Raw genomic sequence first — 26968 nt, 5'->3', positions numbered from 1 at the left:
GCCGCTCCCTAGAACGCAGGGACGGTCACGCGGACCGTCTCGACGACGGCCTCGGTGGAACCCGCCGTGATGGCCGCCACCCCGCCGAGCAGGCAGAGCACGAACAGCGTCCGGCCGTCGTGGCCCCCGAGGGCGCAGGCCAGCGGCATCTTGCGGGCGATGTCGTCCGATATCGGGACGACGTCGGTGATCTCGCCGCCCTCCCGTACCCGCCGCAGCACGCCTTGCAGTGGCGACGCGGTCCAGATCGCCCCCTCGCTGTCGGCGGCGATGCCGTCCGCGCTGCCGGGGGTGAGGTCGGCCCACACCCGCCGGTCGAGGAGGTTGCCGTCGGCATCACGGTCGAAGCCGACGAGCTGGGCGGAGGGGAAGGAGGCGACCACGTAGGTGCCGTCGGGCAGCAGGACCGGCCCGTTGGGGTCGTCGACCTCGGTGGCGACGATTCGCGCGGACCCGTCCGGCTCGACCATGATCACCCGGCCGTCCGGGTCGACAGGGCGCGGCGCGGCAGGGTCGTGCGTGCCCATCGAGCCCACGTACGCGCGGCCCTGCGCGTCCACGACCATGTCGTTCAACGCGCCGACAGCCAGGTCCGCGAGGTCGGCGTGGACGCCGACCTCCCCGGGTGCGTCGAGCCGGAGGATCTCCGGGCGGGCCATGTTCACCACCAGTAGCCGGCCGTCGGGGAGGAAGCCGAGGCCGCAAGGATGCTCCCCGTTCGTGAACTCGTGGACGACGTCCAGGTTCCCGGCCTCGTCGACGCGCAGCACACGGTGGGCGAAGATGTCGGAGAAGTAGAGCCATCCGGCGCGCCAGCGAGGTGCCTCGGCGAACCGCAGACCACCGACGAGCGGTGCGGCCGGTATGGACAGGGTCGGGTCGGGCACCTGGGTTCCTCCGCGGACGTCGACGTCGGGCGCAGGTTTCGAACGAGAGTAGGTTCGAAGCCGAGTCGGAATGAGACACCGCAGGGCGCGCACCCGTCAAGTGGGGGGCCCTTCCGCTATGGCCTTGACGGGCGTCGGACTGCCTGCGATCCTGGCCCGACCAGATTCAAATCTGATTCGAGTTACTGCGCGCTCCGGAGCCTCGGCACTGCTCCGCCCGCCACCGTCGTCGTCGGACTCCCGAGGAAGTGATCATGAAGATCGGTGTCCATCTCTATTTCCAGAACTACACGGACTGGGACCGTTTCCAGTCGAAGCGGCCCGGTCCGCCGGCGGTGACCGACCAGCAGATCTACGAGGAGGACCTCCACCTCGCCGGCCTGGTCGAACCACTCGGCTTCGACTCCTACTGGGCGGTCGACCATCACTTCACCCCCTACGCCATGACCGGCGGTGCACTGCAGCACCTCACCTACATGGCCGGGAGGACCACGAAGCTGGACTTCGGCTCGATCGTCGTCGTCCTGCCCTGGTACGACCCGCTCGCCGTGGTCGACCAGATCAGCGTGCTCGACAACATGTTGCAGGGCCGACAGCTCACCATCGGTCTCGGCCGTGGTGCCGCGAAGCAGGAGTTCGACCGGTTCCGGGTCCCGATGCCGCACGCCCGCGGCCGATTCGCCGAGTCGGTCGAGATCCTGCGGCGGGCGCTGACGAACGAGTGGTTCTCGTTCGAGGGTGAGCACTTCCAGATTCCGGAGACATCGATCCGCCCGGGCTTCCGCAACCCCGAGCGGCTGCTGGAGCGGATGCGGATCGCGTGGCAGAGCCCGGACACGCTGCCGATCGTGGCGAACTCTGGCCACGGCGTGATCATGACCAACACCAAGAGCTGGGACGAGTACTCCGAGGACATCCAGCAGGTCAACAAGATCCGTCGCAGCATCGGGCTCGGACCCACGCAGCCGACGGTCCAGGTCATGCTGTCCTGCTTCGACACCGAGGCCGAGGCCTGGGGGGTCATGTCCACGCACATGCTGGAGAGCTACAACAGCAGCGCGAAGCAGTACGGCCTCGACGACCCGTCCCAGTTCATCGGGGTCAAGGGCTACGAGCACTACGCGAAGGTGCCGCCCTACCTGGGTCCGGGCACCGACCCGGCCAAGGACGAGCAGATGCTCGAACATGCCGCGCGCCCGCAGGCCTGGGGCACGCCGGACCAGGTCTTCGAGAAGATGCAGTTCATCCAGCAGAAGACGGGCGCCGTCGAGTTCATCGTCAACCCGCGGTTCGGTGGGATGTCCGCCGAGACGGCGGAGCGCTCGATGCGGCTGTTCGCCGCGGAGGTGCTCCCGCGGCTGCAGGCGATCGATCCTCCGCTCCCGGAGTCGCTGAACGGGGAGTGAGGACGCGAAGCGCCGGTGGTGGTCGACGAGACCGCTGCCGGCGCTTCGTCATGTCCGGGGGAGCGCGGGTCCCGCGGCCCGGCGACGCGTGTGGTCTCGACAAGTGGGGGGGCACTCCCTATGCTGACCCACTAACTGGGGGCAGACCCCGTTTGTAGTGCCGAGGCCTAGGGGTCTGACGGCACAACTGGGATCCAATATTGACCAGAGTGAATCCTGAAGCTACCGTCGTGGAGACATCGGGCGAACCTCGCCACAGCATGCGCACCACCGGTGGGCCGTTCGGCCAGGAAAGGGAGTCGCCATGTCACGCCTGACCGTCACCCTGCCGGAGGGGGCCGTCCAAGGAGGCTGGGCGCGCCAGTTCCCGCAGGTCCGAGCCTTCCTCGGGCTCCCCTACGCCGCTCCGCCCGTCGGCTGTCTGCGCTTCGCGCCGCCGGCGCCGTGCCCGCGCTCCGACTCCTGGTCACCACTCGGGGCCACCGTCCCCGGCGCACTCGGCGCCGCGTTCGCCGAGGCGACACAACTGACGCTCGACGTCTGGACGCCCGCCGACGCAGTCGGCCGGCCGGTGCTCGTCTGGCTCGACGACGAGGGCTCCGCCGGTCGGACACGCCGGTTCTGCGCCGGCCTCGCCGCCGAGCACCGCATCGTCGTGGTCGCTCCCCGGTGTCGCCGGGGAGCGCTGGGCTATCTCGATCTGACCGCGCACCGGGACGGGTTCGGCAACGGCAACTTCGGGCTCCTCGACCAGATGGAGGCTCTGACCTGGGTCGCGACCCACGCGCGCGCCTTCGGAGGGGACCCCGCGGTCATCACGGTCTCCGGTCGCGGGGAGGGTGCACACGCCGCCGCGCTGCTGGCCGGGCTTCCCCGCACCAGCCCGCTGGTGCGCCGCCTGGTCCTGCCGGCCGGTGTGCCCGGGTGCCGCGTCCAGACGCCGGCCGAGGCCGCCCGCGTCGCAGCCGCCTTCCTCGACGTCCTCGGCGCCGACCCCGACGGCCGTGGTGACCTGCGTGAGCTCGAGGCGGCGGCGATCACCCGGGCCGAGGCGTCGCTGCGCCGGGCGGAGGCCCGTTCCCCGTTCGCCCTGGTGGCCCACGACGACCTGCCCTTCGGCGATCTGACCGAGCTGCTGCGCGGAGCGATGTCAGCCGTCGAGGTCATGGTGGGCCGCAGATGCGTCGATCGCGGCGCCGGTACGACGACGTGGACGATCTGGCGCTGCGGAGAGGATCGCGTCGCCGACCGCATCTCGTCGGTGGTGACGCACGCTCGGGTCAGGACGCCCGAGGGGTACGGCAGCGGCTTCGGAGAGTTCGTGCGTACCGGCGACCCGGCGTCCGCCCGTGGTGCCCGCGTCGAGCCACTCCTGCGGGCCGGGGCCGGCAGGGAACCGGTCGACCTCGGTGCCGCCCTGTGATGCGGGCGCCGAGCAGGTCCGGATCGGGAGTGGTCCGGGCGAACGGGATCGACCTCTGCTACGAGACCCTCGGCGATCCGGCGGATCCGGCGCTGTTGCTGGTCATGGGCCACGGGATGCAGCTCGACGCATGGGATCGCGCATTCTGCGAGCTGTTCGTCGAGCGCGGACACTTCTTGATCCGGTTCGACAACCGGGACGTCGGACTCTCCACCAAGCTCGTCGGTGTCCCGGACATCGACGCGGCGAGGCGCGGTGATCGTGGCGCAGCTGTCTACGGGCTCGAGGACATGGCCGACGACGCCGTCGGCCTCCTCGACGCACTCGGCGTCGGCCGGGCGCACGTGTTGGGTGCGTCGATGGGCGGGATGATCGCGCAGGTGCTGGCCATCCGGCACCCGGGCCGGGTCTCCTCGCTGTGCTCGATCATGTCGACCACCGGGGACCGCGCGGTCGGGGCGGCCCGGCCGGACGTCCTCGTCGCGATCCGCTCCGGAGCTGCGCGCACCCGGGCCGAGATCGTCGAGGCCCAGGTCGAGACGGCCCGGGTGCTGGCCGGCGGCGGCTTCCCGTTCGACGCGGACACCGTCCGGTCACGGGCCGCACACGCCTACGACCGCTGCCACCACCCGGAGGGAAAGCTGCGCCAGCAGGCGGCGATCCTGACCGCTGCGGACCGCACGCCCGCGCTGCGACGACTGCGGCTCCCGGCCGTCGTCGTCCACGGCGCCGACGACCCGCTGGTCGGTGTGGACGGGGGAGTCGCGACCGCGTCCGCGATTCCGGACGCGCGGCTGGTCCTGGTCCCAGGCCTCGGTCACGAGCTCCCGGTCGGGGTGCACGCGACCGTCGTCGAGGAGTTCGCCACCAACGCCCGGCGCGCCACCGCTGAGACACCGTGACCAGACCCTGGCGCGACCTGCCCACGGCCCACGACGTTCGAGAGCTCTGCGGGGCAGGGAACCCCGCGCCCCGCGACAGGCACGCCCGCCGAGGCGGCGAAAGGACACACTCGTGACTGAGCATCCCCGTACCGGGCCCGTCTTCGACGCGGCAGCACTCCGGGAGAAGTACCGGCAGGAGCGGGAGAAGCGGCTACGGCCCGACGGGTCCGCCCAGTACCGGCAGATCACCGAGGACATCGACCACTATCTCACCGACCCGTACATCGAGGTGGCCGACCGCGAGCCGGTCACGGACGACGTCGAGGTCGCCGTGATCGGGGGCGGGTTCGGCGGGCTCCTGGTCGGTGCCCGGCTGCGGTCGGCCGGCGTCGAACAGGTGCGACTCGTCGAACAGGGGGGTGACGTCGGCGGGACCTGGTACTGGAACAGGTACCCCGGCGCGGCGTGCGACACCGAGTCCTACATCTACCTGCCGCTGCTGGAGGAGACCGGGTACGTCCCGACCGAGCGCTACGCCAAGGGACCCGAGATCCATCAGCACTGCCGGCGGATCGCGCGGCATTTCGACCTGTACCGCGATGCGCTGCTGCACACCCGGGTCCTCGACGTCCGCTGGGACGACGACGAGCAGCGGTACACGGTCACCACGAACCGTGGCGACCGGTTCCGTGCCCGGTTCGTGGCGATGACCGCCGGATCGATGGACCTGCCGAAGCTGCCCGGCATTCCCGGGATCGAGAACTTCACCGGAAAGTCGTTCCACACCACCCGCTGGGACTACGCCTACACGGGCGGGGACGCACACGGGAACCTCACCGGGTTGGCGGACAAGAAGGTCGCGATCATCGGGACCGGGGCCACGGCGATCCAGGCGGTCCCGCACCTCGGCGCCGGGGCGGAGCAGCTCTACGTCTTCCAGCGCACCCCGTCGGCGGTCAACGTCCGGGACAACCGGCCGACCGATCCGGACTGGGCCGCGGCGTTGGAGCCGGGTTGGCAGCGCGAACGCGTCCGCAACTTCTCCGGCTTCATCGCCGGCGAGGACGTCGGCGAGGACCTCGTGAACGACGGCTGGACCAAGATCTTCCGCAACCGTGCGCTGCACGGCGGGGTCCTCGACGAGGACGTGGACTTCGAGGTCATGGAAGGGGTCCGCGCCCGGGTCGACGAGATCGTCACCGACCCGGAGGTGGCCGAGGCTCTCAGGCCCTACTACCGGGCACTCTGCAAGCGTCCGACCTTCCACGACGAGTACCTGCCCACCTTCAACCGTCCCAACGTCACGCTGGTGGACACCGACGGCCAGGGCGTCGAGAAGATCACCGAGACGGCCGTCGTCGCGAACGGGATCGAGTACGAGGTCGACTGCATCGTGTTCGCGAGCGGCTTCCAGGTCGGCGCACCGTTCTCGCGCCGGCTCGGGTACGACGTCGTCGGCCGCGACGACACGGCGCTCAGCGCGAAGTTCGCCACCGGCATCTCGACGCTCTACGGGATGCAGACCCGCGGCTTCCCGAACTTCTTCATCGTCGCCATCAACCAGGCCGGGATCTCGTCGAACCAGACCCATCTCCTCGACGTCCAGGCCCGGCACATCGCCGACATCGTGACGGCCACCCGGGCCGCCGGCGCCGGGTCCGTCGACGTGGAGCAGGAGGCCGAGGACTCCTGGGTGCAGACGGTGATCGAGTGCGCCCGCCGCAACGGCGAGTTCCTCGCGACCTGCACACCCGGCTACTACAACAACGAGGGCAACCCCAACCTCGAGGCCTTCCGCCGCAACGGTCCCTTCGCACCCGGTGTGTGGCGCTTCGAACGGATCGTGGAGCAGTGGCGTGCCGACGGCCGGTACCGGGGCCTGCTCTTCGACGGATCACCGCTCCCCGACGGCGCCGCCCACACGACCACAACCCGAGGGTGAGGAACAGATGACCGCAACCGACCTTCCCAAGATCATCTCCGTCGACGACCACCTGGTCGAGCCCGCGCACCTCTTCGAGCGGTGGCTTCCGCAGAAGTTCCAGTACGGCGCCCCGCGCGTCGAGCGGCGGATGGTCAGCCTGGACACCGACCTCTTCGGGTTCGAGGAGGACGAGAACGGTATGCCCAGCGACGTCTGGGTGTTCGGCAAGTCGATCTACGTGCCGCGACGTGCTGTCGTCGTGCTCGACGGCGTCGACACCTCCGCCGAGATGCGGGACAAGGAGCCGGTGACCTTCGACGAGATGGACCCCGCCTGCTACGACCCGAAGGCACGGCTCGCGGCGATGGACGCCCAAGGCGTCGAGGCGTCCATCGGCTTCCCGTCGTTCCCCCGGTTCTGCGGGCAGGCGTTCAGCGAGGAGACCGAGAACGACCGTGATCTCGGGGTCGCCCTGATCCAGGCCTACAACGACTGGCAGGTCGAGGAGTGGGCGGGCGACTCCGGTGGCCGGCTGGTGCCGGCTCCGGTCGTTCCGCTGTGGGACGCACACCTGGCGGCGGCCGAGGTCCGGCGCAACGCCGCCCGGGGAGTCCATGCGGTCGCCTTCAGCGAGATCGTCGGCCACCTGGGCTACCCGAGCATCCACGACGGCAACTGGGACCCGTTCTTCGCCGCGTGCGAGGAGACCGAGACGGTGGTGTGCATGCACATCGGCTCGTCGTCGCTGCTGATGACGCTGCCACCGGAGGCGCCGCTGCTCCTGCTGCCCGTCCTGCAGTTCGCGAACTCCTACGCCTCCATGGCGGACTTCGTGTTCTCCGGCGTGCTCGACCGGTTCCCGGATCTCAAGCTCGCCTACTCCGAGGGCCAGGCCGGCTGGATCCCCTACGCGATGGAGCGGATGGACCACGCCTACGCCCACCACACGTGGGCGCTGGGCGACGAGAAGCTCAAGGAGAAGCCGTCGACCTACGTGCGGCGCAACATGTGGGGCTGCATCTTCGCGGACAAGCACGCGATCGCGAATGCCGAGCACATCGGTGTCGACAACCTGATGTTCGAGGTCGACTTCCCGCACAGCGACGGACCGTTCCCGCACACCCGCAGCCACCTCGTGGACCAGTTCGCCGGGGTCGACCCCGCCATCACCTACCGGATCGTGCGGGGCAACGCCATCCGGCTCTACCAGCTGCCCTTCGACCAGCACCTCGACGCCGACGGCCGGCCACTGGACCAGATGTGACCACGACGGACAGGCCGGTCCCGCACCCGTCACCGCTCACGGAGCCCTTCTGGGCAGCGTGCCGGGAGGGCCGGCTGCTCGTCCAGCGGTGCGACAAGTGCGGGGCCCACGTGTTCACCCCGCAGGAGTTCTGCCGCGAGTGCCACGCAGATGCACTGACCTGGGTGGAGTCTGCGGGCGACGGACATGTGGTGACGTTCACGGTCATCTGGCGCCCGCAGACACCGGCCTTCGACGTGCCGTACGTCGTCGCGGTCGTCCGGCTCGAGGAGGGCTACGAGATGGTCACCAACATCGTCGGCACCCCACCCGACGTGGTCACGATCGGTGCGCCCGTGCGGGTGCGCTTCACCCCGGTGACCGACGCGATCACCCTGCCCTGCTTCGAGCTCGCGTGAGCGGCCGCGAGGTCGTCGTCGTCGGTGCGTACAACACACCGCAGGCACGGGTGCTCGAGGGCCAGACCTCGGACTCGGTCACGCTCGCCGCGATCACCGGGGCGCTCGACGACGCCGGGCTCACCACGGCCGACGTCGACGGGCTGACCGTGCTGCCCGGCCTGCAGTACCGGGGCGGTGCCGACGCGTTCGGGTACGCGCTCGGCATCCCCTGGTTCTGGACCGGCGCGCAGGTGCCCGGCCCTGCCGCGGTCGTCGAGGCGGCGGCCGCGATCGGGGCCGGCGCCTGCGACACCGTGGTGCTCGCCGGTGGGCAGGCCGGGGTGTACACGGACCGCGCCGCGGTCGCCCCGTGGGCCCGGACCCCGAACGAGTTCATCGAGTGCTGGGGCCTGATGACCCCGGCGGAGTGGGCGATGGCGGCCCAGCAGTACCTGCACCGCTTCTCCGTGCCGCGGGAGAAGATCGCGCACGTCGCCGCGGTCATCCGCAACAACGGCTCCCGCAACCCGGAGGCCGTCTACTTCGGACGGGGCCCGTACACGGCCGAGGACGTGCTGGCCTCCCGGATGATCGCCGACCCGTACCACCTGCTGGACTGCGCCACCACCAGCGAGGGCGGCTCCGCGCTGGTGCTGACCACGGCTGAGCGGGCCGCCGACCTCGACGTGGCGCCGGTGCGGGTGCTCGGTGGGGCCTGGGACAGCTGGGGGCCGACCTACACCCACCCGCCGACGTACGACCGCGTCGCGATGTGGGGCCGCAAGGCAGGAGATGCGGCGTTCGCGCAGGCCGGGCTCTCGCGCGACGACGTGGACGTCTTCGAGTTCTACGACAACTTCTCGTGGGAGATCGTCCGCTACTTCGAGTCCCTGCGGTACTGCGACGTCGGGGAGGGCCCCGACCTCGTCGCGGGCGACGCCATCGAGTCGACCGGGCGGTACCCGATCGTCACCGACGGCGGCACCATGTCGCACTCGCACACCGGGGAGTCGCAGCGGCTGCAGCGGGTCGTGCAGGCGGTGCGCCAGCTGCGGGGCGAGAGCGCGGCGAACCAGGTCGTCGGCGCCGAGGTCGCACTCGTCGCCGTGATCGGCGAGGTGCTGCTGCTCGGTGCCTGACCCCCACTCCGCCCGAACGTCCACACGGGAGCAGACATGACCACGGACCTCTCACCGGTCCACCCCCCGTTCGACCCGGAGCTCGCCGCCGCCCTCGCGGCCGCGGAGGACGTCCCGACGACGGTGACCCCGGAGATGCTGGCCGCGCTGCGGGAGGACACGGCCGCCACGGCGCCCTCGTTCACGGCCATCGCCGAGGCGCACAGGGTCGACGTCCGGACCGTCACCGTGGCCCGGTCCGACGCCCCGGACATGCGGCTCCTCGTGGCGACGCCCCCGCTCAGCCGTCCCGGCTCGCCTGCGCTCTACTGGATCCACGGAGGCGGGGTCGTCCTGGGCGACTTCCGATTCGGCCTCGACCTGGTGCTCCCGTGGGCGGTGGAGTTCGGCGTGCCGGTCGTGTCCGTCGACTACCGGCTGGCGCCCGCGGACCCCGACCCGGCCGCCGTCGAGGACTGCTACGCCGGGCTGGTGTGGGTGGCCGGGCACGCGGCCGAGCTCGGCGTCGACCCGTCCCGGCTCGTCCTGGCCGGGCACAGCGCCGGTGCCGGCCTGGCGGCCGGTACCGCGCTGCTCGCCCGGGACCGCCACGGTCCCCGGGCGGCGGGCCAGCTCCTCTTGTGCCCCATGCTCGACGACCGCGAGCACACCCCCGCGAGCCGCCAGCTCGACGGCGTCGGCGTGTGGGACCGGACCGCCAACCGCACGGCCTGGGACGCCCGTCTCGGCGGCCGCCGCGGCGGTCCTGCCGTCGAGCCGTACTCCGCCCCCGCCCGGGCGACGGACCTGAGCGGCCTGCCGCCCGCGTTCGTCGACGTCGGCTCGGTCGACACGTTCCGGGACGAGGCCGTCGACTACGCCACCCGGATCTGGCAGGCCGGGGGAGCTGCGGAGCTGCACGTCTGGCCCGGCGCGTACCACTGCTTCGAGATCCTCGCCCCCACCGCCGCCGTCTCGGTCGCCGCGGTGGACCGGCGCACGGACTGGCTGCGCCGGGTCCTCCGGCCGCCCCGACCCTCGTCACGACCGACCTGAAGGAGCACCATCGATGTCCGAGTCACGCGTCGCGATCGTCACCGGCGCAGCCCGGGGGATCGGCGCCGCCACCGCGCGGCGCCTCGCCATGGACGGCTTCGCCGTCGCCGTCCTCGACCTGGAGGAGAGTGCCGCGAAGGCCACCGCCGACGCCGTGCTCGCGCAAGGCCGGACCGCGATCGCGGTGGCCGCCGACGTCGCGGACGCGGAGGCAGTGCAGGTCGCCGTCGACCGCGTCGCCGCCGAGCTGGGTCCGCCGACGGTGCTGGTCAACAACGCCGGCATCACTCGGGACAACCTGCTGTTCCGGATGACCGAGGCCGACTGGGACGCGGTCGTGGGAGTGCACCTGCGGGGGTCGTTCCTCGTCTCCAGGGCGGTGCAGCGGCACATGGTCGAGGCGGGATGGGGCCGGATCGTGAACCTGTCGTCGACCTCGGCACTGGGCAAGCGCGGCCAGGCCAACTACGCCGCGGCGAAGGCCGGCCTGCAGGGCTTCACCAAGACGCTGGCCTTCGAGCTGGGCCGTTTCGGGATCACGGTCAACTGCATCGCACCGGGATTCGTGGTCAGCGACATGACGCGGGCGACCGCGGAGCGCATCGGCGTGCCCTGGGACGAGTACCTGGCCCAGCGGGTGGCGGAGATCCCCGTCGGGCGCGCGGGCGGGCCCGACGACATCGCGCAGGCCGTGTCCTACTTCGTCGACGAACGCTCGGGCTTCGTGTCCGGCCAGGTCCTCTACGTGGCGGGCGGGCCCCGGACCTGAGCGGACCGGGACCCACCGTGCTCAGCGCGCGTCCACGGGCGCGGGTCCGATCCGGACGGGGACGTTGCTCATCCGCGGCTGGCCCGAGAACCTGTCGTGGACGCCGTCGTCGGCGACGAGCCGGCCCGGGTTCGAGCCGAGCTCCCGCACGTCCTCCGCCACGCCGGGCAGGCCGCCGAAGGCGTGGCTGATCGACACAGTGCCGGGGCGGACGGTGTCGTCGGCCTCGGCCACGGCCAGGATCGCGGCCCGGGCCGACCGGATCTCGACGACGTCACCGGTCTCGACGCCGAGGCCGGCGAGGTCTCCCGGGTTCATGAACGCCGGGTTGTGGCGGGGCCGGCTCTCGGGCGCGGCGAACGTGGGGGCGTTCATGACGTGCATCAGGCGCCGCGAGATCAGCCGGAACGGGTATCCGTCGGGCAGCGGCGCGGTCAGCTCGTCGCGCAGGTCGGTCAGCATGACCTCGTTGCCGACGTCGAGCCGTCCCTCCCAGCCGGGATCCCGGGGCCGCACGTGCACGGGCGGGTCCGGGAACAGCGCGCCCCGCGGGTGCTTCCTGACCTCCGCGAACGGGATGCGGGACCCGGTGTGGATGTGCTCGAACAGCTCGTCGACGTCGGGGTCGCGCGTCATGTCCAGCTGCAGCGGCACGCTGCCCTCGATGTGGATCACCTCGCCGAGCGCGGGGTAGAGGCCCAGATGCAGCCCCATCCGGCCCGCGAGCCGGTGCAGGAACCGCCACTGCTCGATCACGTCCGACCCGTCGGGCGGGTCGACGACGGCCGGTGTGTAGTGCGCCCAGGACTCGGACAGCCCGACGCCGTTGGCGTACAGCGGCAGGAAATCGACCATGAGGTTCGTGCCCGGCATCTCGAAGGGCAGGGTGGACGCGATGACGTAGTCGGCGAGGGCTGCCGTCGGCGACATCTGGATGTCCACCTGTACCAGCAGGTCGAGCGAGCGCAGGGCCTCGACCATCTTCAGCTGGTCCGGCACGCAGGCCGCAGGGTTCCCACCCACGCTGACGACTGCCCGGACCTGGCCCTCGCCCGGCAGCAGGATCTCGTCCGCCATCGCGGCGGTGGGCAGGCCCGCAGCGGTCATGGTCAGGCCGCGGACGCGGAGCTGCTCGCCGTAGCCGTATGCCGGGAAGGGCGGGAGCGCCTGGGCCTTGTCGGGCTGGATGGCGGCGGGGACGAGCGACAGCGCGTTGCGCACGTGGTCACCTGCGCGCATCCAGTGCCCGCAGAGGGTGTCCAGGCACAGCAGGAGGTACTCGACGAGGGTCCCCTTCGCCGACATGTTCGGCCCGGTTCCCGCTGCGGCGTAGCCCTTGCCGGCGCTGCCGAAGATCCGGGCCGCGGCCACGACGTCCTCGGCGGCGACGTCCGCGCGCGCCGCGACGTGCTCGAGGGTGAAGGGCGCCACCGCCGCGCGCAACGCGTCGACCCCGGTGACGTTCTCCGCCACGAACTCCGCGTCGTGGAGCTCCTCGGCGAGGATCACCCGGAGCATCCCGGCCAGCAGCGTCGCGTCCTCGCCCGGGCGCGGCCGCAGGTGCAGGGTGGCCCGCTTGGCCGTCTCCGTGCGGCGCGGGTCGATCACGATCAGCCGCCCCCCGCGGTCGGCGAGGCCGCGGAAGAAGTCCGCGGGAGCGCCGTTGCGGCCCTGGTGGCTGACGAACGGGTTGTTGCCGACGAGCAGGGCAACGTCGGGGTCGTCGAAGGCCTGGCTCGGGGCCATCCAGGCTCCGTGGAAGCCCTTGGCCAGCGGCTTGCCCGGCTGGTCGATCGTGCTGGTGGTGAACGTGAGCGGAGAGCCGACGGCCGTCATGAAGGCGTCGATCATCGAGAGGTTGACCGGGCTGTCCATGGCCATGTACGTGCCGCCGAAGAGGGCGACGGCCCTCGGGCCGAACCGGTCGACGATGCCCGTGAGCTTCTCGGCGATCGCACCGATCGCCTCGTCCGTCGGGATCGGCGCGAAGGTGCCGTCCGGGCGGCGCTGCAGGGAGTGGAGCAGCCGGGACGGGCTGCTGTACCGCGTCCCCTGGGTGCGGCCCTTCACGCACGTGTAGCCGCGGTAGATCGGGTTGGTCCGGTCGCCCGAGACCCTCCGGACGACACCGTCCTCGATCTCGACGTCGACCGGGCAGAAGTTCATGCAGACCCGGCAGATCGACGGGCTGGTCCGGGTGGTCATGTGGTGACCGCCCGGCCCCGGACGAGCGGCCGGAACACGCTGAACGCCAACGGGTACAGGTTGGCGGCGAACTCGGGACGCCCGCGCCAGCGGCAGATCCCCGGCGTGCGATCGATCGTCTCGAACGGCAGCCCACCACCGATCTCGGTCGCGGGGAACACGAAGCCGACGAGGTCGAAGAACCGGGCCGCGTCGTTGAGTGCGGGATGGGCGTGCAGCACGGCACTGCCCTCCTGCAGGTTCGCGCCCACCTCGTCGGGACGCAGGTCCGCGCGGGCGTCGTCGGGCGACGTCGGGCCCTCGAACCGCTGTCCCCACCGGGTGAACCACGCCGCGTACGGCCGGTCCCGGTGCGCGGAGTCCGGGTGCCACGGCACGGCGTCGGGGAACAACGCCATGAACGGCGACACCCGGATCCCGAGCAGCTCGTACTGTCGCTCCCACGCGATCCGGGTCTCGACGACGACAGGTGCGTCGAACCGCCCCCGGTACTCCGGCGGCTGCGGCGCGAACCGGGGGAGCGAGGCCGCGTACTCCTCGGGGCCCATCCCGAGCTCACCGGCGAAGCCGGCTTCCACGAGCCCGTCGACCTGGCGCCGCCACTCCGCGTCGAGGTCGAGCTCGCCCTCCTGGGAGGGGTGGACGCCCCGCTGCGGGGCGCGTGGTTCCGGCTCGACCTCGACCCCGCGCCCGCTGCGGGCGACGCCGGCGGAGCGCCCGCCGGTGTAGGGCGCGCGGAAGTCCGGATGCAGGTCGTAGCCCGTCAGCAACGAGCCCGGTACCGGTGGTTCGTCGCCCAGCCCTTCGGCCATCTCGTCGCCGTCGAAGCGCGCGCACACGATGCGCCCGCTGACCCGGATCCCGATGCGGGGCCAGGTCCGGCGCTCGTCGAGGTAGCGACCGGTGAACAGCCTGCTGTCCTGCGCGGCGACGATGTACTGGTTCATGCTGAGCAGGTCACGACCCGCGGCCCGCACCTGCTCGAGCAGCTCGGCCTCGTCGGTCCCCGCGTACGGGGCGTCGATCGCGGTCTCGTAGTCGAACCAGCCCGCCCGGCTCACGAGGTTCTCCACCTCGTTGTCCGGCTGCAGGCTGTAGCAGCCCATCGAGGGGAAGATCGTGCCGAGCACGTGCCGGGTGGCGCGCGTGGCGGCCTCCGGCGGGAGGTAACCCACCCGGCGCCCCGCCTTCTCCAGCTCCGCCAGCTCGGCCGCGCTGTACGGGCACGGCGGGACCACGAGCCGCAGGCCCGCGGTCTCGGCCCGTTCGTCCCAGATCCGCTGGTGCAGCGCGGTGAGATGCCCCGGGGTCAGCTCCGCACCCCGGGGTTCTTCGAGGGTCTGCCCCGGCACCGTCACAGCGACATCCCGCCCCCGACGTCGACGGTCGTCCCCACGATGGAGCTGGCCGCGTCCGACGCCAGGAACGCCACCATGTTGGCGACCTCCTCGGGCAGCTGGTAGCGCTGGATCGCCGTGCGGCCGTGGTCGTAGAGGGTCTCCCACGTGTCGGGGAGCAGCTCCCGGTCGGGGCCCCACATGCTGCCCGCGTTGACCCCGTTGACGAACACTCCGTGGCGGGCCACCTCCTTGCCGAGGTGGCTGGTGAACGCGGCGACGCCGGCCTTGAGCGTGCCGTAGAGGCCGAGGCTGGGGAGGACCGTGCGGGATGCCTCCGACCCGATGTTGACGATCCGGCCGTAGCCCTGCGGGATCATGTGGTCGAGCGCCGCCCGGCAGGAGTGGATCGGCGCGGCGAGGGTGCCCGCGATCGCGGCGTCGATCTGCTCGGGGGTCACCGTGGCGAGGTCTCCCACGTAGGTCGCCACCGCGCTGTTGACCAGGATGTCGATCCGGCCCAGCCGGTCGCTCGCCTCGGCCAGGATCGTGCGGATACCGGCGGGGTCGAGCGCGTCGCCGTAGATCCCGACGGCCTCGACGCCCCACCTGTCGGAGACGGTCTTGGCCAGCTCCTCGGCCGACGGGCCGGGCTTGCGGCCCCACGACTCCTGCAGGGCAGCGGCCGCGGCGGGTTCCATGTCGACGATCGCGACGTCCGCCCCCAGGCCGGCCAGCCGGTTGACGACCGCCTGACCCAGGTTGATCCCGGCGCCGCCGGTCACGACCGCCTTGCGGCCCTTCAGGCTCATCACGTCGGTGACACGTTGGTCGATCGTGTGGAGCGGGATCCGCTCCTCGTCCCACCAGATCGTGTTGTCCGAACCCTCGGCGACGTGCTTCTGCAGCACGTCCTTCAGGAAGTCCTTGGCCATCGTGGGGCCGTCCTCTCGTCGTGCTGGTCAGAGCTGTGCGCGGGCGCGGATGAGATCGAGCGCGCGCAGGGTCTCGTCGGCGGTGGGGGCGGGGGAGGTCGCGGCGGCGGCACTGACCTCCAGCCACTGGTCCGGGGTCACGGCACGGCCGGGGTGGTTGTAGAGCATCACCACGAGCCGGTCGGCGCCCGCTTCGGCATAGGCCTCCTGCAGAGCGGGGTCCGCCTCGTGGGTGAGGACCGAGATCTCGATCTCGGCCGGGTCCCGCCCGATCGCCTCGCACTCGGCGGTGATCGCTTTGCGCCCCTCGGCGATCTGCTCGGGTGAGGGGAGCGTGGCCAGCCAGCCGTCGCCCCAGCGTGCGATGCGCCGGTAGGTGTACTCGGTGTTCATGCCACCGATGACGATCGGCGGGCCCGGCCGCTGCGCCGGGAGCGGGTCGACGATCACCTCGGGGTAGTGCAGGAGCTTGCCGTCGTAGGCGGCCTGGCCGTCCTTCCAGAGCCTGCGGCAGAACTCGATCGACTCACGGGTGTAGCTCCATCGCGTGTCGAAGTCGACGCCGAACAGCTCGATCTCCTCGCGCATGTAGCCGACGCCGATGCCGAGCAGCAGGCGTCCGTCGGAGAAGTTGTCGACGGTGCTCGCCGCCTTGGCGAGGTTGAGCGGGTGACGCCCGGGCACCACGCACACACCGGTCGCCACCTTGAGCGTGGTCGTCGCCGCGGCGAGGAAACCCATGGTCACGAACGGATCGGCCATCTCGCCGTAGAGCCGGGGGAAGTCGCCGCCCGTCATCGGGAACGGCAGATCGGTCTTCACCGGCAGTGCCGGGTGGTCGGGCAGCCAGACCGAGTCGAACCCCGCGGCCTCGACGGCCCGGCCCAGCGTCATCGGGTCGATGGTGTACCCGGTGACGTAGAACAGCACTCCAACCTGCACGACAGGTCCCTTCGGGAGGAGGTCAGGCCTGGGCGGGCGACAGGGTGGCCTGCGCGGTGGTCGCGGACCGCCGGCCCGCCAGCAGGTAGCTCAGGCCCACACTCACGACGCCGAGGGCGACGATGAGCAGAATGGTGGCGAGGATCGCGCCCCAGGACGGCGCACCCTGCGCGGTCAGGCCGGCCGAGATGATCGCCGCGGCGATCTGACCGCCCAGTACGCCACCGACGGACCGGACGACATACACAGCACCGCTGGCGCTGGCGACCCGTTCGGCGGGCACCACGCGGACGATCGTGTTGAGGGACTGGGTGAACCCGATCCCCAGACCGAGACCCATCAGCGCCGAGCACAGGTACGGCGTCCAGGGCGCGCTGCCGATCGGGAGCAGGACCAGACCGGCGGCCATGATGAAGACCGCGCCGAGAATCATGTTGCCACGGCGGCCCAGAATCGGCTCGAGACGTTGTGCGGTCGGCCCGGCGACCACGACGAGCAGGGCGTAGGGCAGCAGGATGAGACCGGCGGTCGAGGCGTCGCCACCCATGCCGTAGCCGATCGCGATCGGCAGCAGGGCGAGGGTCGGGAGGATCACGTACATCACGAAGGTGGCGATCGCGTGGGCGAAGTTGATCGACATGACACCGCGGATCTCGCGCTCGGCCAACCCGTGCAGGTCGACCAGTGGAGAGTCGTGCCGGCGCTCGACCATCACGAACACCGCGAGCAGGAGCACCGTGAGGGCGAGCAGCCCCAGCACGAGGGGGGAGCCCCAGCCCGAGGTGGTGGGGAAGGTCAGCCCGAGCAGCAGTGCGACCAGCGCCGCGCCGAGGATCACCGCACCGGTCCAGTCGACCTTGCCACCGGCGATCGGGGGGCAGGCCGGAAGGGCACGCAGACCGATCACCACGACCGCGGCGATCACGATCGTCGGGAACCAGTAGATGTAGGAGTAGTGGAGGTGGGTGACGATCGGGCCCACGGCGACGTAGGCGACCGCGGCACCCAGGCCGCCGCTGATCACGAAGATCGTGTTCGCGGTGCGCGCCCGGTCGAGTGGCTGGCTGTCGCGCATGATGCCGATGGCGATCGGCACCACGGCCACACCGACGCCCTGGAGCATCTGGCCGGCGATCAGCAGCGGAGCGGTCGTGGCGACGGCGGCGACGACCGCGCCGATCCCGGCGAGCCCGAGGACGACGAGGAAGACCTTCTTCTTGTCGGCGATGTCGGCGTAGCGGGTCGCGAGCGGGAGGCACACCGCGCCGACGACGAGCAGCCCGGTGAGCATCCAGGCGCTCTGGGACGCGGAGATCCCGAGTTCCTGCTGCACGAAGGGGACGATCGGCGCGACCATCATCTCCATCGTCAGATAGGAGAAGACGCCGAGGACGAGCAGCGCGAGCGTGACGAACGACCCCTGGGGCTCCGTGCCGTCCACCGTCGTGGCGGGGACTGCGTCCGGTTCGGCCTGTGGGTCGTGCGGGGAGGAGAGACCGGGGCTGGACATGCTGATCCTCTCGACGGATGACGTCCGGCCCGCGTCTGCGGGCGGGACGAGGGGACGCGGCGCGCGTCCGCCACGAGGGCGGCGGCGGCGGTCCGCTCGGGGCAGTGCCGAACGGGGGTCGAACGGGTCGGCGGACCTGTCTCGTGAGTTGCCCTACCACCCAGAAATTCGAATCGCCTTCGAAATATGGCACGCGACACGTTCCGGGTCAAGGACTCCGGAGCCGACTCTGCGGGCACGCTGCCGCCACGTCCCCGCCACCTGCGCGCCACCGCGGGATCAGGTGGGTCCGGGCTGCTCCGGGACCGCGGCGGCCGCTCCGTTCGCGAGACCCGACCACACGATGTCGAGCTGGATCGCGGCCATCGTGCCGGGCGAGCGGCCGGGTCCCGGCGGGGGCCAGGCGGCGGGGGAGATGCACATGCCCAGCAGGGTCAGCACGGTGACGGTGGGGTCGATCGACGAGGAGATGTCACCCGCGGCGATGCCGTCCTCGAGGATCGACTTCCAGGCCTCGCGGTAGCGGGCGAGCAGCCTGGCGTCCTCCTCGGCCTCGATCTCGGTGCGTCGCGGGTCGTCGGCCTCGGTGAACCAGCGTGGGGAGGACGTACGGTGCTGGTCGACGTAGCGCTGCTGCGCGCGAACGGCCTTCTTGAGCTTCTCGCGGGGAGCCTCGCGGCCGGCCACGAGCTTCTCCAGCTTCACCACGACCTCGGTGAACTGCTGGCGGGTCACGAGCCGGAGCAGCGCCGCCTTGCTGCTGACGTGGTAGTAGAGGCTGCCCTGCAGGACGCCGAGCTCCTTCGCGATGTCCTCGATGCGGGCGCTGTCGTAGCCCTTCTCCGCGAACACCTTCGCGGCGGCGTCGACGACCTGCTGCCGGCTGCGAATCTTGGTCATGTCCCGCATCCGCCCCTGCCCCGCCCCGATGGCGATCGGGCAAGCATAGCCGCGGAACCGAATCGTCCTCGATAACCGGACGCCGCGCGTCAGCCGGCGTGCTGGGCGGCGATCCCGGACCAGACGATCTGGTGCTGCAGTGCGGCGATCTCCTCGATGCGCTTGTCGCCGTCGCGGCGGAACCAGTACGACACGTAGTCGCACATGCTGACGAGCGAGATCGCCACTGCCGTCGCATCGGTGTCCGCGGCGATCTCGCGACGGGCGATGCCTTCCTCCACGATCCGCGCCCAGCACGCGCGATAGCGCAGCACCATGTCCCGGTGCTCGGCGGTCTCCTGCTCGGTGATGTCCGCCGAGCTTGTGGGGTCGCTGAACCATCCCGAGGCCTCGAGCAGGTGCTGCTCCACGTGCGTGAGGTGGCCGAGGATCGCCAGCCGCAGCTTCTCCGCGGGTTCTGCGGGGCCCTCGACGATCGCGGTGAGCCCGGCGACCAGGAGGCGGAGGTGATGCTGCACCACAAGGCGGTGCAGCGCCGCCTTGCTGCCCACGTGGTAGTAGAGACTGCCCTGCATGACGCCGAGCTCGGCCGCGATGTCCTCGATCCGCGTGGCGGCGTAGCCCTTCTCCTCGAACACCCTGGCCGCGGCCTCGACGAGCTGTTCCTTGTTGCGGATCTTCGTCATCGGTCGTCCCCCGGCTGGTGGTGCGGAACGCCGATCCTAGTGCGAGGCGCCGCGGACTCAGTCCGATGCCGGCAGCGGCTTGGCGGCCTTGACGGTCAGCACCGCGCCGCCGACGCTCAGCGGGCCGGCACCGGCCTTGGTGACCAGAACCTCGAGCGTGCGTGACTCGTCGGTGTAGCGCTTGCCGAGGAGCAGACCGGGCCCGTCGGCCGTGATCGTAGGGGCGGCGATGTCGTCCGGGGTCATCGGTTCACCGCCGCATTCCAGGACGCTCGTACCGGATCCAGGGCGGACGACGACTACCTCGGCCGTGCAGGTCCGGCTGCGGAGCCGGAGGCCGGGACGTAAAGGGGGTGTGGTCATGACTCGCCTCTCCGAGGGGGAGTGCGGCGGCGACCACCAGCGGTCACCTCCGCCGCGTGGGACTGTCCTGTCCGATCTCGTCCACGGTGCGGACGAGCAGGTCGCTGGCCCGCTTGACGTGCTCGGTCAGCAGGGTGCGGGTGGCCGCGGAGTCCCCACGGCCGATCGCGTCGAGGATTCCGGCGTGTTCCGCCGCGTCCTTCTCGAGCCTGCGCACGTCGTTGCCCAGTGCGATCCAGGTGAGGTTGCGCGGCACCTTGTGGTGCAGGTTCTCGTACATCTCCGCCAGGTGCTTGTTGCCGCCGGCCTCGATGATCACCGCATGGAACTCGGTGTTCGCCTCGTGCCAGTGGCGCTGCGCCGTGGTGGTGTCGCCGTCGGACGTGCGAAGGTCCTCGACCGCCTGGCGGAACAGTCTCTCCGCCGCCGAGAGCCGGTCGAGCTGCTGCGAGGTGATCAGCTCGGCGGCGGCCTCCCCGGCATGTCCCTGCAGCAGGCCGTGGAGCTCGTAGACCTCGATGATGTCCCGGGTCGAGGGCAGCCGTACCCGGGCACCGCGGTTGGCGATGAGCTCGACGCTGCCCCTCGCCTGGAGCTCGCGCAGCGCTTCCCGGACTGGCATCCGGCTGACGCCGAGCTCCTTCGCCAGAGCCTCCTGCCGGAGCCATGACCCGGCAGGGATCTCGCCGGCGTTGATCCGCTCCTGCAGCACCGTAACCAGTGAGTCGACGAGGTCGCGCTCGTCGGCGCGACGCGGCGTCGAGACGGGGGAAGGCGTGCTCTCGGTGGCTGTCACCTCGGCCATCATGGATCCAGTCTACGCCGTGTCGGATCGCAGCTGAGGGCTCGACACCCGTTGTTGCAAACACGGTCGCGCCTCCCTGCCGCTCGACTTCTCGTGAATAGGATCCTAATCTGAGAGATATGGATACATCAAGCGCTCACGGTTCGCCATGAACATCTCGATGCTCTCGACGATGGCTGCCGACGGGATGGGGGACAGGATCGCCGCGGGAGGGCTCGCGGACGGACTCAGCTTCTCCGAGCTGGACCTGCGGGCGCGGCGGATCGGCAGGGTGCTCGCGAGCAGGTCCGTCGAACGGTTGGGGATGATCGACCTCAACTCCGACGCGGTCCCGTTGGCCCTGCTCGGCGCGGCGTACGCGGGCGTGCCGTTCGCCCCGCTCAACTACCGGCTGGCCGACGACCGGCTGCGGGCGGTCGTCGAGCGTCTGGCTCCCGCCACCGTCGTGGTGGGTGACGACTCCGTCGCCGAGCGGCTCGGGACGATCGCGGGCATCACGCTGCTGTCCCGCGGGGAGCTGCTCGCGATGGCCGCGGACGTGGCGGTGGCACCCGTCGCCGAACCGCCCTCCGACCCGGACGCCGTCGCCGTGCTGCTGTTCACCAGCGGGACCTCCGGTGAACCGAAAGCGGCGATCCTGCGTCACCACAACCTCGTGTCCTACATCGTCTCCACCGTCGAGTTCGCGGGTGCGGAGCCGGACGAGGCGGCCCTCGTCGGAGTCCCGCCCTACCACGTCGCGGGCGTCTCGGCGGTGCTGTCGAACCTGTTCGCGGGCAGGCGGGTGGTGCGCCTGGAGTCCTTCGACGCCGGGGTCTGGGCCGATCTCGCCCGGCGCGAGGGGATCACCCACGCGATGGTCGTGCCCACGATGCTCGCCCGGATCCTCGACGAGCTCGACGGCGCGGGTCTGCCCACTCTGCGGTCCCTGTCCTACGGCGGCGGACCGATGCCGCTCCCGGTGATCCAACGGGCCCTCGACGCCTTCCCCGGCGTCGGGTTCGTCAACGCCTACGGGCTCACCGAGACCTCGAGCACCGTCGCGGTGCTGGGGCCGGACGACCATCGGGAGGCCCTGGCCTCGCCGGACCCACAGGTCCGGGCCCGGCTGGGATCGGTCGGCCGGCCGCTGCCGGGCCTCGACGTGAGCATCCGTGGCTCGCTGGGCGAGGAGCTGCGGGCGGGGGAGCGCGGCGAGATCTGGGTGCGTGGCGAGCAGGTGTCGGGCGAGTACGTCGGGCATCGGGCCACCCGGGCCGATGGCTGGTTCCCCACCAGGGACGCGGGGATGCTCGACGGGGCCGGGTATCTCTACGTCTTCGGTCGCCTCGACGACGTGATCGTCCGGGGCGGTGAGAACCTCTCGCCCGGCGAGGTCGAGGCCGCGATGCTCGAGCATCCCGACGTCGCCGACGTCGCCGTCTTCGGCATCCCTGATCCGGAGTGGGGGGAGGCCGTCGCGGCGGCGGTGGTGCTCGAACCCGGGACGGAGCCGACCGTCGACGACCTGCGCGACCACGTCCGGGCGCTGCTGCGGTCGACGTGCGCGCCCGCTGTCGTCGTCTTCCGGGATGCGCTGCCGTACACGGACACCGGGAAGCTGCTCCGCCGGACCGTCCGGGACGAAGTCGTAAGTAGGATCCAATCTTGACGATGCTGAATCCGAAACGGTAGCGTGACGGAACGATCTGGAGAAACGGGAGGCGCCCTCGTGGGAGCGGACAACGGCGAGGCCGATGCGGACGTGATCGTCATCGGTGCCGGCCCCGGTGGGATCTGCACGGCGATCCAGCTGCGGCAGGCCGGGATCGACGACGTACTGGTCCTCGAGAGGTCGTCGGGCGTGGGCGGGACCTGGTTCAACAACCGCTATCCCGGACTCGCCTGTGACGTCTCCACCGACCTGTACTCGTTCAGCTTCTTCCTCGACCACGAGTGGGTTCGGCCCTTCGCCACCCGCGCCGAGATCGTCGAGTACATGGAGGCCGCGGTCGACCGGTTCGGCGTGCGGGACACGATCCGGCTCGACACCCACGTCGTGTCCGCCCGCTGGGACGACGACGCCGGCCGCTGGAACCTCGTCGACGCCGGGGGTGGCCGGTGGACGGCACGGGTCCTGGTCGGCGCCGTCGGGATGTTCAACGAGTTCGTCCCGCCCGCAATCCCGGGTCTCGACACCTTCGCCGGCCCGGTCACACACACCGCCGAGTGGCCGGACGACGAGCTCGGGTTCCTCGTCGGCCGGCGGGTGTCGGTCATCGGGACCGCCGCGAGCGCGACCCAGGTCGTGCCGGCCATCGCCCCGCACGCGGGCCACCTCTCGGTCTTCCAGCGCACGTCGAACTGGGTGTTCCCGAAGGAGCACGGGCTCTACACCGAGCAGCAGCGACGCGACCGCCGCGAGGACCGGTCCGTGATCGAGGCAGGGCGCGCGAAGGCCGCCCGCGAGCTCGACGATCTGTTCGCCGACCTGGACAACGAGGCGAAGACCGCGGAGCAGTCGGCCGTTGCGCTCGGCAACCTCGAGGCGGTCCGCGATCCCGCGATCCGGGAGGCACTGCGGCCGACCGCCCGGCTCGGCGCCCAGCGACCGCTGCTGTCCTCGGAGTTCTACGACGCGTTCAACCGGGCGGACGTCACACTCGTGACGAGCCCGATCGTCGAGGTCACGCCCACCGCGGTCCGCACCGCGGACGGTGTGGACCACCCGACCGACCACATCGTCCTCGCGACGGGCTATCTGGCACACAAGTTCCTGTCGGTCGTCGACGTGGCCGGCCGCGACGGCGTCGCACTGCGCGACAAGTGGGCCGACGGCGCCTACGCCTACCTGGGCATGACCGTGGAGGACTTCCCCAACCTCTTCATGCTCTACGGCCCCAACACCAACGGCGGGTCCATCATCGACAAGCTGGAGACGCAGACCCGCTACATCGTCGGCAAGACGACGTACCTGCTCAAGAACGACGTGCACGCGCTGGAGGTCCGGCCCGAGATCGTGACCGGCTACAACGCGCAGCTGCAGGCGGACATCGGGGCGGTGCGGGCCTGGCAGGTCGAGGGCAGCCGGTACTACAGGGCACCGTCGGGACGGGTCGTCACGCAGTGCCCGTACACGGTCGTCGAGTACGACCGGATGACGCGCGTCGACGACCTCGACGCCTACGCCGTCACGTTCGCGGAGCCCTCGTGACCGCGGCCGCGGTGCCGGCGGACATGGCACCGTTGGACGACTACACCGTCGCCGACCTGTCCACCGGCATCGCCGGGGCCTACTGCACCCGGCTCCTCGCCGGGGCGGGCGCGGTCGTCGTGAAGGTGGAGCCGCCGGAGGGGGACGGGCTGCGCCGGCGGTCCGCCTCCGGCACCGTGTCACCGCCCGGCGAGGACGGTGCTCTCTTCCAGTTCCTGTCCTGCGGCAAGCAGAGCGTGGTCGCCGATCCCGCCGACCTCGCGTCGGTGCTGGACCTGGTCGCGGGCGTGGACGCGGTCGTCTGGTCGCCGGGCTCGAGGCTGGCGGACCTCCCGGAGCTGCACCCCACCGCCCTGCACGCGCGCTTCCCCGCCCTCGACGTGGTGGCCCTGACCCACTTCGGTCTCGACGGACCGTGGGCCGGCCGGGCGGCGACGGAGTTCACGCTGCAGGCCTGGGCCGGCGCGATCGGCTGGCGTGGGCTGCCGGGGCAGCCGCCCGTGAGTGTCGGTGGCAGGGTGGGGGAGTGGGCCGCGGGCACCTTCGCCGCGACCGCGCTGCTCGCCTCCCGGCGCCGGCAGCGGATCGAACCGGGCGGGCAGATCCTCGACGCGTCGGTCCTCGACTCGGTCGCCGTCAGCCTCACCAACATGCACCCGGTCACCTGGTTCGCCGAGGCCGGCAGTGCCCGGGACCCGCGCCCGGTGTCGCTGCTCCCGGGCATCCACGCGACCTCGGACGGCTGGGTCGGGTTCATGACCGTGACCGGCCAGCAGTGGCTGGACTTCTGTGCGCTGGTCGAGCGGGTCGACTGGATGGACGACGCGTCGCTGGGCTCGGCCGTGGAGCGCGAGCGGCGCCGTGACGAGCTGACCGCCCACATCGACGCGTGGGCCGCGACCCGCACGACCGCGGAGGTCCTCGACCTGGCCGCCGTCCTGCGGGTGCCCGCCGCGCCGGTGGGGACGGGCGCCACGGTGCCCGCCATCGACCACTTCGCCGACCAGCAGATGTTCGTCGAGACCCCGCGCGGCGGGTTCGTGCAGCCCGCGACGCCGTACCGGCTCCACGGCAAGGTCGGCCTGCCGCCACTCGGCCCGCCCCCGGCACTCGGCGAGCACACCGCCGAGTGGGTGCGCAGGTCCACACAGGCCCGGCCTGGTCCGTCGGCGCCGCACCACCGGACCCCGTCCGGCCGGCTCCCCTTCGACGACCTGCGCGTCGTCGAGCTGACCGCCTTCTGGGCGGGGCCCTCGGCGGCCCAGTTCCTCGGGATGCACGGCGCCGAGGTCATCAAGGTCGAGTCACCGGCCCGGCCGGACGGGATGCGGACGCTGAGCACCCGGTCGCTGGACGAGGAGAGGTGGTGGGAGTACGCCCCGCTGTTCCACGCGACCAACACCAACAAGCTCGGGTTCGGGCTGCGCCTCGACCGGCCCCGCGGCCCCGACCTGCTGGTCGACCTGCTCGACCGCAGCGACGTGCTGGTGGAGAACTACAGCCCACGGGTCCTCGACGCGTGGGGGCTGGGGCACGAGGTGCTCCGGCAGACCAACCCCGGCCTGATCGTCGTGCGGATGCCCGCCTTCGGGCTGGCCGGGCCGTGGCGGGACCGGACGGGTTTCGCCCAGACCATGGAGCAGGCCTCCGGGATGGCGTGGGTGACCGGCTTCCCGGACGGGGCCCCACAGGTCCCGAGCGGGGTGTGCGATCCGCTCGCCGGTGCGCACGCGGCGTTCGCGCTGCAGGTCGCGCTGGCGGTCCGCGACCGGACGGGTGAGGGGATGCTGGTCGAGGTCCCCATGGTGGCGAGCGCGCTCAACGTAGCCGCCGAGCAGGTCGTGGAGTACTCGGCCTACGGCGTCCTCGCCCACCGGACGGGGAACCGTTCGCCCGCCGCGGCACCGCAGAATCTCTACCGGACGTCGGACCCGCTCGACGACCTCGGCGGCCCGCGGGTCGCGATCTCGGTCGAGACGGACGCGCAGTGGTCCGCTCTCGTCGGTGCCCTCGGCGGCCCGGAGTGGGCGCGCGGAGCAGACCTGGCGACCTTCGCGGGACGAAGGGGCCGCGAGGCGGAGCTCGATGCCCGGCTCGAGGCGTGGTGCGCGGAGCACACGGTCGCCGAGATCCTGGACCTGCTGTGGACTGCGGGGGTCCCGGTCGGCCGGGTCGCGATGCCGCACGAGCCGGAGCGGGCGCAGTTCACGTCGCGGGAGTTCTACGAGGAGGTCCGGCACCCGGTGGAGGGCACGACGGTCGTCGCCGGGTGGCCCGTGCGGTTCTCCCGCGACCGCTATGACATGCACCGGCGCAGGGCGCCGATGCTGGGCGAGCACAACCGGTACGTCGTGACGGAGCTCCTCGGGATGACGGCCGACGAGTACGCCGGCCTGGAGTCCGCGCAGGTGATCGGGGAGGGGCTGGGGCTCGATGGATGACGGTCGTCGATCCGACGGGTCACGCTCTCCGACGGTGTCGGTGCTGGTGCCGGACCCGGATGACCTCCCGGCCGGGGCGAGCCCCGGCACGGCGGGCGCCGCCTTCGGCGTGGCGCTGACGTCTGCGTTCCTGCCCGGTGACCGGCGGGTCCTGGTCGCGGAGGCGGCCGCCGGTCCCCACGCGGTCCGGTGCGCGGTGGCCGCGTCGGACGTGCTCGTCGTCGCGATCACGGCCGCGTTCCCCGGGTGGCGGCGTGCTGCGACCCGGCTGCTCGACACGGCCGGGCCGCTCGCCGGACGCGCCGCCTTCGGTGTCGTGACCGGAGGCTGGCCGAACTCGGCGGAGCAGGCCCCGGCATGGCTGGAGACGGAGCTGCGCCACCGCGGCGGGTGCTGCCTGGCGCCGGCCCTCCACCTGGCCGCCGACGGGGTTGCCGGCCTCGCCGCGATCACCGCCTACTGCGCCCACTGGCGTCCCCTGGTGCCGAGCCTGATCGGGCTCGCGCGCCGGGAGGCGCTCCCCACGGCCGGTTGAGAGGA

At 71.5% G+C, this 26968-nt stretch carries 23 protein-coding genes; 13 read left to right on the top strand and 10 right to left on the bottom strand.

The features are described 5' to 3' along the window. Nucleotides 1-8: 8 nt before the first annotated feature. Nucleotides 9-887: an SMP-30/gluconolactonase/LRE family protein gene (locus tag TOK_RS02875; RefSeq protein ID WP_098956190.1), complete on the bottom strand. Its 879-nt coding sequence runs from the start codon at nt 885-887 to the stop codon at nt 9-11. Nucleotides 888-1141: 254 nt separating this feature from the next. Between TOK_RS02875 and TOK_RS02870 the strand changes: the two genes are divergently transcribed. From TOK_RS02870 to fabG, 9 genes are all read left to right on the top strand, one after another. Beyond that, nucleotides 1142-2293 (top strand): LLM class flavin-dependent oxidoreductase, encoded by a 1152-nt coding sequence (locus TOK_RS02870; RefSeq protein WP_098956269.1) that lies wholly within the window; start codon nt 1142-1144, stop codon nt 2291-2293. Nucleotides 2294-2597: 304 nt separating this feature from the next. Further along, the gene (locus TOK_RS02865; protein ID WP_098956189.1) at nt 2598-3716 is read left to right on the top strand and encodes a carboxylesterase family protein; all 1119 of its coding nucleotides are present in this window, start codon (nt 2598-2600) and stop codon (nt 3714-3716) included. Nucleotides 3717-3745: 29 nt separating this feature from the next. Further along, nucleotides 3746-4618 carry an alpha/beta fold hydrolase gene (locus TOK_RS02860; protein WP_253258139.1) on the top strand — a complete coding sequence of 291 codons (873 nt, stop codon included), beginning with the start codon at nt 3746-3748 and terminating at the stop codon, nt 4616-4618. A 112-nt stretch (nt 4619-4730) separates the two neighbouring features. Then, nucleotides 4731-6542 carry an NAD(P)/FAD-dependent oxidoreductase gene (locus tag TOK_RS02855; protein WP_098956187.1) on the top strand — a complete coding sequence of 604 codons (1812 nt, stop codon included), beginning with the start codon at nt 4731-4733 and terminating at the stop codon, nt 6540-6542. 7 nt (nt 6543-6549) lie between these two features. Further along, entirely contained in the window at nt 6550-7788 is a 1239-nt protein-coding gene (locus TOK_RS02850) for an amidohydrolase family protein (RefSeq protein WP_098956186.1), read from the top strand. After that, nucleotides 7785-8186, top strand: coding sequence for a Zn-ribbon domain-containing OB-fold protein (locus tag TOK_RS02845; RefSeq protein ID WP_098956185.1), 402 nt, complete (start codon nt 7785-7787; stop codon nt 8184-8186). Before TOK_RS02850 ends, TOK_RS02845 begins: the two co-directional genes overlap by 4 nt. Then, the gene (locus TOK_RS02840) at nt 8183-9307 is read left to right on the top strand and encodes a thiolase family protein (RefSeq protein WP_098956184.1); all 1125 of its coding nucleotides are present in this window, start codon (nt 8183-8185) and stop codon (nt 9305-9307) included. The genes TOK_RS02845 and TOK_RS02840 overlap by 4 nt, the downstream gene beginning before the upstream one ends. 36 nt (nt 9308-9343) lie before the next feature. Continuing rightward, nucleotides 9344-10342 carry an alpha/beta hydrolase gene (locus TOK_RS02835; protein WP_098956183.1) on the top strand — a complete coding sequence of 333 codons (999 nt, stop codon included), beginning with the start codon at nt 9344-9346 and terminating at the stop codon, nt 10340-10342. Nucleotides 10343-10355: 13 nt separating this feature from the next. Then, nucleotides 10356-11111, top strand: coding sequence for a 3-oxoacyl-ACP reductase FabG (gene fabG, locus TOK_RS02830; RefSeq protein ID WP_098956182.1), 756 nt, complete (start codon nt 10356-10358; stop codon nt 11109-11111). Between the two features lie 21 nt (nt 11112-11132). On the opposite strand, the gene TOK_RS02825 is transcribed toward fabG, so the two are convergent. The 9 genes from TOK_RS02825 to TOK_RS02785 all read right to left on the bottom strand — a co-directional run bounded on the left by TOK_RS02825 (nt 11133) and on the right by TOK_RS02785 (nt 20794). Then, the gene (locus tag TOK_RS02825) at nt 11133-13316 is read right to left on the bottom strand and encodes a molybdopterin-dependent oxidoreductase (RefSeq protein WP_098956181.1); all 2184 of its coding nucleotides are present in this window, start codon (nt 13314-13316) and stop codon (nt 11133-11135) included. Next, entirely contained in the window at nt 13313-14674 is a 1362-nt protein-coding gene (locus TOK_RS02820) for a hypothetical protein (protein ID WP_098956180.1), read from the bottom strand. Before TOK_RS02820 ends, TOK_RS02825 begins: the two co-directional genes overlap by 4 nt. Beyond that, the gene (locus TOK_RS02815) at nt 14671-15588 is read right to left on the bottom strand and encodes an SDR family NAD(P)-dependent oxidoreductase (protein WP_098956179.1); all 918 of its coding nucleotides are present in this window, start codon (nt 15586-15588) and stop codon (nt 14671-14673) included. Before TOK_RS02815 ends, TOK_RS02820 begins: the two co-directional genes overlap by 4 nt. Nucleotides 15589-15615: 27 nt before the next feature. After that, nucleotides 15616-16530, bottom strand: a complete 915-nt coding sequence (locus TOK_RS02810; RefSeq protein WP_098956178.1) for an LLM class F420-dependent oxidoreductase — start codon at nt 16528-16530, stop codon at nt 15616-15618. Nucleotides 16531-16552: 22 nt separating this feature from the next. Further along, a complete protein-coding gene (locus tag TOK_RS02805) occupies nt 16553-18040 on the bottom strand; it encodes an MFS transporter (protein ID WP_098956177.1) in 1488 nt (495 codons plus the stop codon). A gap of 279 nt (nt 18041-18319) precedes the next feature. Then, nucleotides 18320-18940: a TetR/AcrR family transcriptional regulator gene (locus tag TOK_RS32290; RefSeq protein ID WP_172457369.1), complete on the bottom strand. Its 621-nt coding sequence runs from the start codon at nt 18938-18940 to the stop codon at nt 18320-18322. Nucleotides 18941-19029: 89 nt separating this feature from the next. Further along, complete coding sequence (locus tag TOK_RS02795; RefSeq protein WP_098956175.1) at nt 19030-19626, bottom strand: TetR/AcrR family transcriptional regulator; 597 nt, start codon at nt 19624-19626, stop codon at nt 19030-19032. Between the two features lie 57 nt (nt 19627-19683). Then, complete coding sequence (locus TOK_RS33720) at nt 19684-19872, bottom strand: hypothetical protein (RefSeq protein WP_253258138.1); 189 nt, start codon at nt 19870-19872, stop codon at nt 19684-19686. A gap of 160 nt (nt 19873-20032) precedes the next feature. Beyond that, nucleotides 20033-20794 carry a GntR family transcriptional regulator gene (locus TOK_RS02785; RefSeq protein WP_098956173.1) on the bottom strand — a complete coding sequence of 254 codons (762 nt, stop codon included), beginning with the start codon at nt 20792-20794 and terminating at the stop codon, nt 20033-20035. Nucleotides 20795-20942: 148 nt separating this feature from the next. Here TOK_RS02785 and TOK_RS02780 point away from each other — a divergent pair, with 148 nt between their 5' ends. The 4 genes from TOK_RS02780 to TOK_RS32285 are packed head-to-tail and all read left to right on the top strand — an operon-like array spanning nt 20943 to nt 26963. Continuing rightward, nucleotides 20943-22445: a class I adenylate-forming enzyme family protein gene (locus tag TOK_RS02780; protein ID WP_098956172.1), complete on the top strand. Its 1503-nt coding sequence runs from the start codon at nt 20943-20945 to the stop codon at nt 22443-22445. Nucleotides 22446-22505: 60 nt separating this feature from the next. After that, entirely contained in the window at nt 22506-23987 is a 1482-nt protein-coding gene (locus TOK_RS02775) for an NAD(P)/FAD-dependent oxidoreductase (RefSeq protein ID WP_098956171.1), read from the top strand. Next, nucleotides 23984-26428 (top strand): CaiB/BaiF CoA-transferase family protein, encoded by a 2445-nt coding sequence (locus TOK_RS02770; RefSeq protein WP_216361826.1) that lies wholly within the window; start codon nt 23984-23986, stop codon nt 26426-26428. Before TOK_RS02775 ends, TOK_RS02770 begins: the two co-directional genes overlap by 4 nt. A gap of 46 nt (nt 26429-26474) precedes the next feature. Then, nucleotides 26475-26963, top strand: coding sequence for a hypothetical protein (locus TOK_RS32285; RefSeq protein WP_172457368.1), 489 nt, complete (start codon nt 26475-26477; stop codon nt 26961-26963). Nucleotides 26964-26968 lie beyond the last annotated feature (5 nt).

The organism is Pseudonocardia sp. N23 (genome assembly GCF_002583555.1).
Classification (GTDB): Bacteria; Actinomycetota; Actinomycetes; order Mycobacteriales; family Pseudonocardiaceae; genus Pseudonocardia.
This window is presented reverse-complemented; position numbering and strand designations above follow the sequence as displayed.

Excerpts from the sequence above, each read along its gene's own strand:
- TOK_RS02870 (WP_098956269.1), top strand. The coding sequence starts at position 1,142 with ATGAAGATCGGTGTCCATCTCTATTTCCAGAACTACACGGACTGGGAC.
- TOK_RS02865 (WP_098956189.1), top strand. The coding sequence starts at position 2,598 with ATGTCACGCCTGACCGTCACCCTGCCGGAGGGGGCCGTCCAAGGAGGC.
- TOK_RS02850 (WP_098956186.1), top strand. The coding sequence starts at position 6,550 with ATGACCGCAACCGACCTTCCCAAGATCATCTCCGTCGACGACCACCTG.
- TOK_RS02835 (WP_098956183.1), top strand. The coding sequence starts at position 9,344 with ATGACCACGGACCTCTCACCGGTCCACCCCCCGTTCGACCCGGAGCTC.
- fabG (WP_098956182.1), top strand. The coding sequence starts at position 10,356 with ATGTCCGAGTCACGCGTCGCGATCGTCACCGGCGCAGCCCGGGGGATC.
- TOK_RS02825 (WP_098956181.1), bottom strand. The coding sequence starts at position 13,316 with ATGACCACCCGGACCAGCCCGTCGATCTGCCGGGTCTGCATGAACTTC.
- TOK_RS02815 (WP_098956179.1), bottom strand. The coding sequence starts at position 15,588 with ATGGCCAAGGACTTCCTGAAGGACGTGCTGCAGAAGCACGTCGCCGAG.
- TOK_RS02805 (WP_098956177.1), bottom strand. The coding sequence starts at position 18,040 with ATGTCCAGCCCCGGTCTCTCCTCCCCGCACGACCCACAGGCCGAACCG.
- TOK_RS32290 (WP_172457369.1), bottom strand. The coding sequence starts at position 18,940 with ATGACCAAGATTCGCAGCCGGCAGCAGGTCGTCGACGCCGCCGCGAAG.
- TOK_RS02795 (WP_098956175.1), bottom strand. The coding sequence starts at position 19,626 with ATGACGAAGATCCGCAACAAGGAACAGCTCGTCGAGGCCGCGGCCAGG.
- TOK_RS33720 (WP_253258138.1), bottom strand. The coding sequence starts at position 19,872 with ATGACCCCGGACGACATCGCCGCCCCTACGATCACGGCCGACGGGCCC.
- TOK_RS02785 (WP_098956173.1), bottom strand. The coding sequence starts at position 20,794 with ATGGCCGAGGTGACAGCCACCGAGAGCACGCCTTCCCCCGTCTCGACG.
- TOK_RS02780 (WP_098956172.1), top strand. The coding sequence starts at position 20,943 with ATGAACATCTCGATGCTCTCGACGATGGCTGCCGACGGGATGGGGGAC.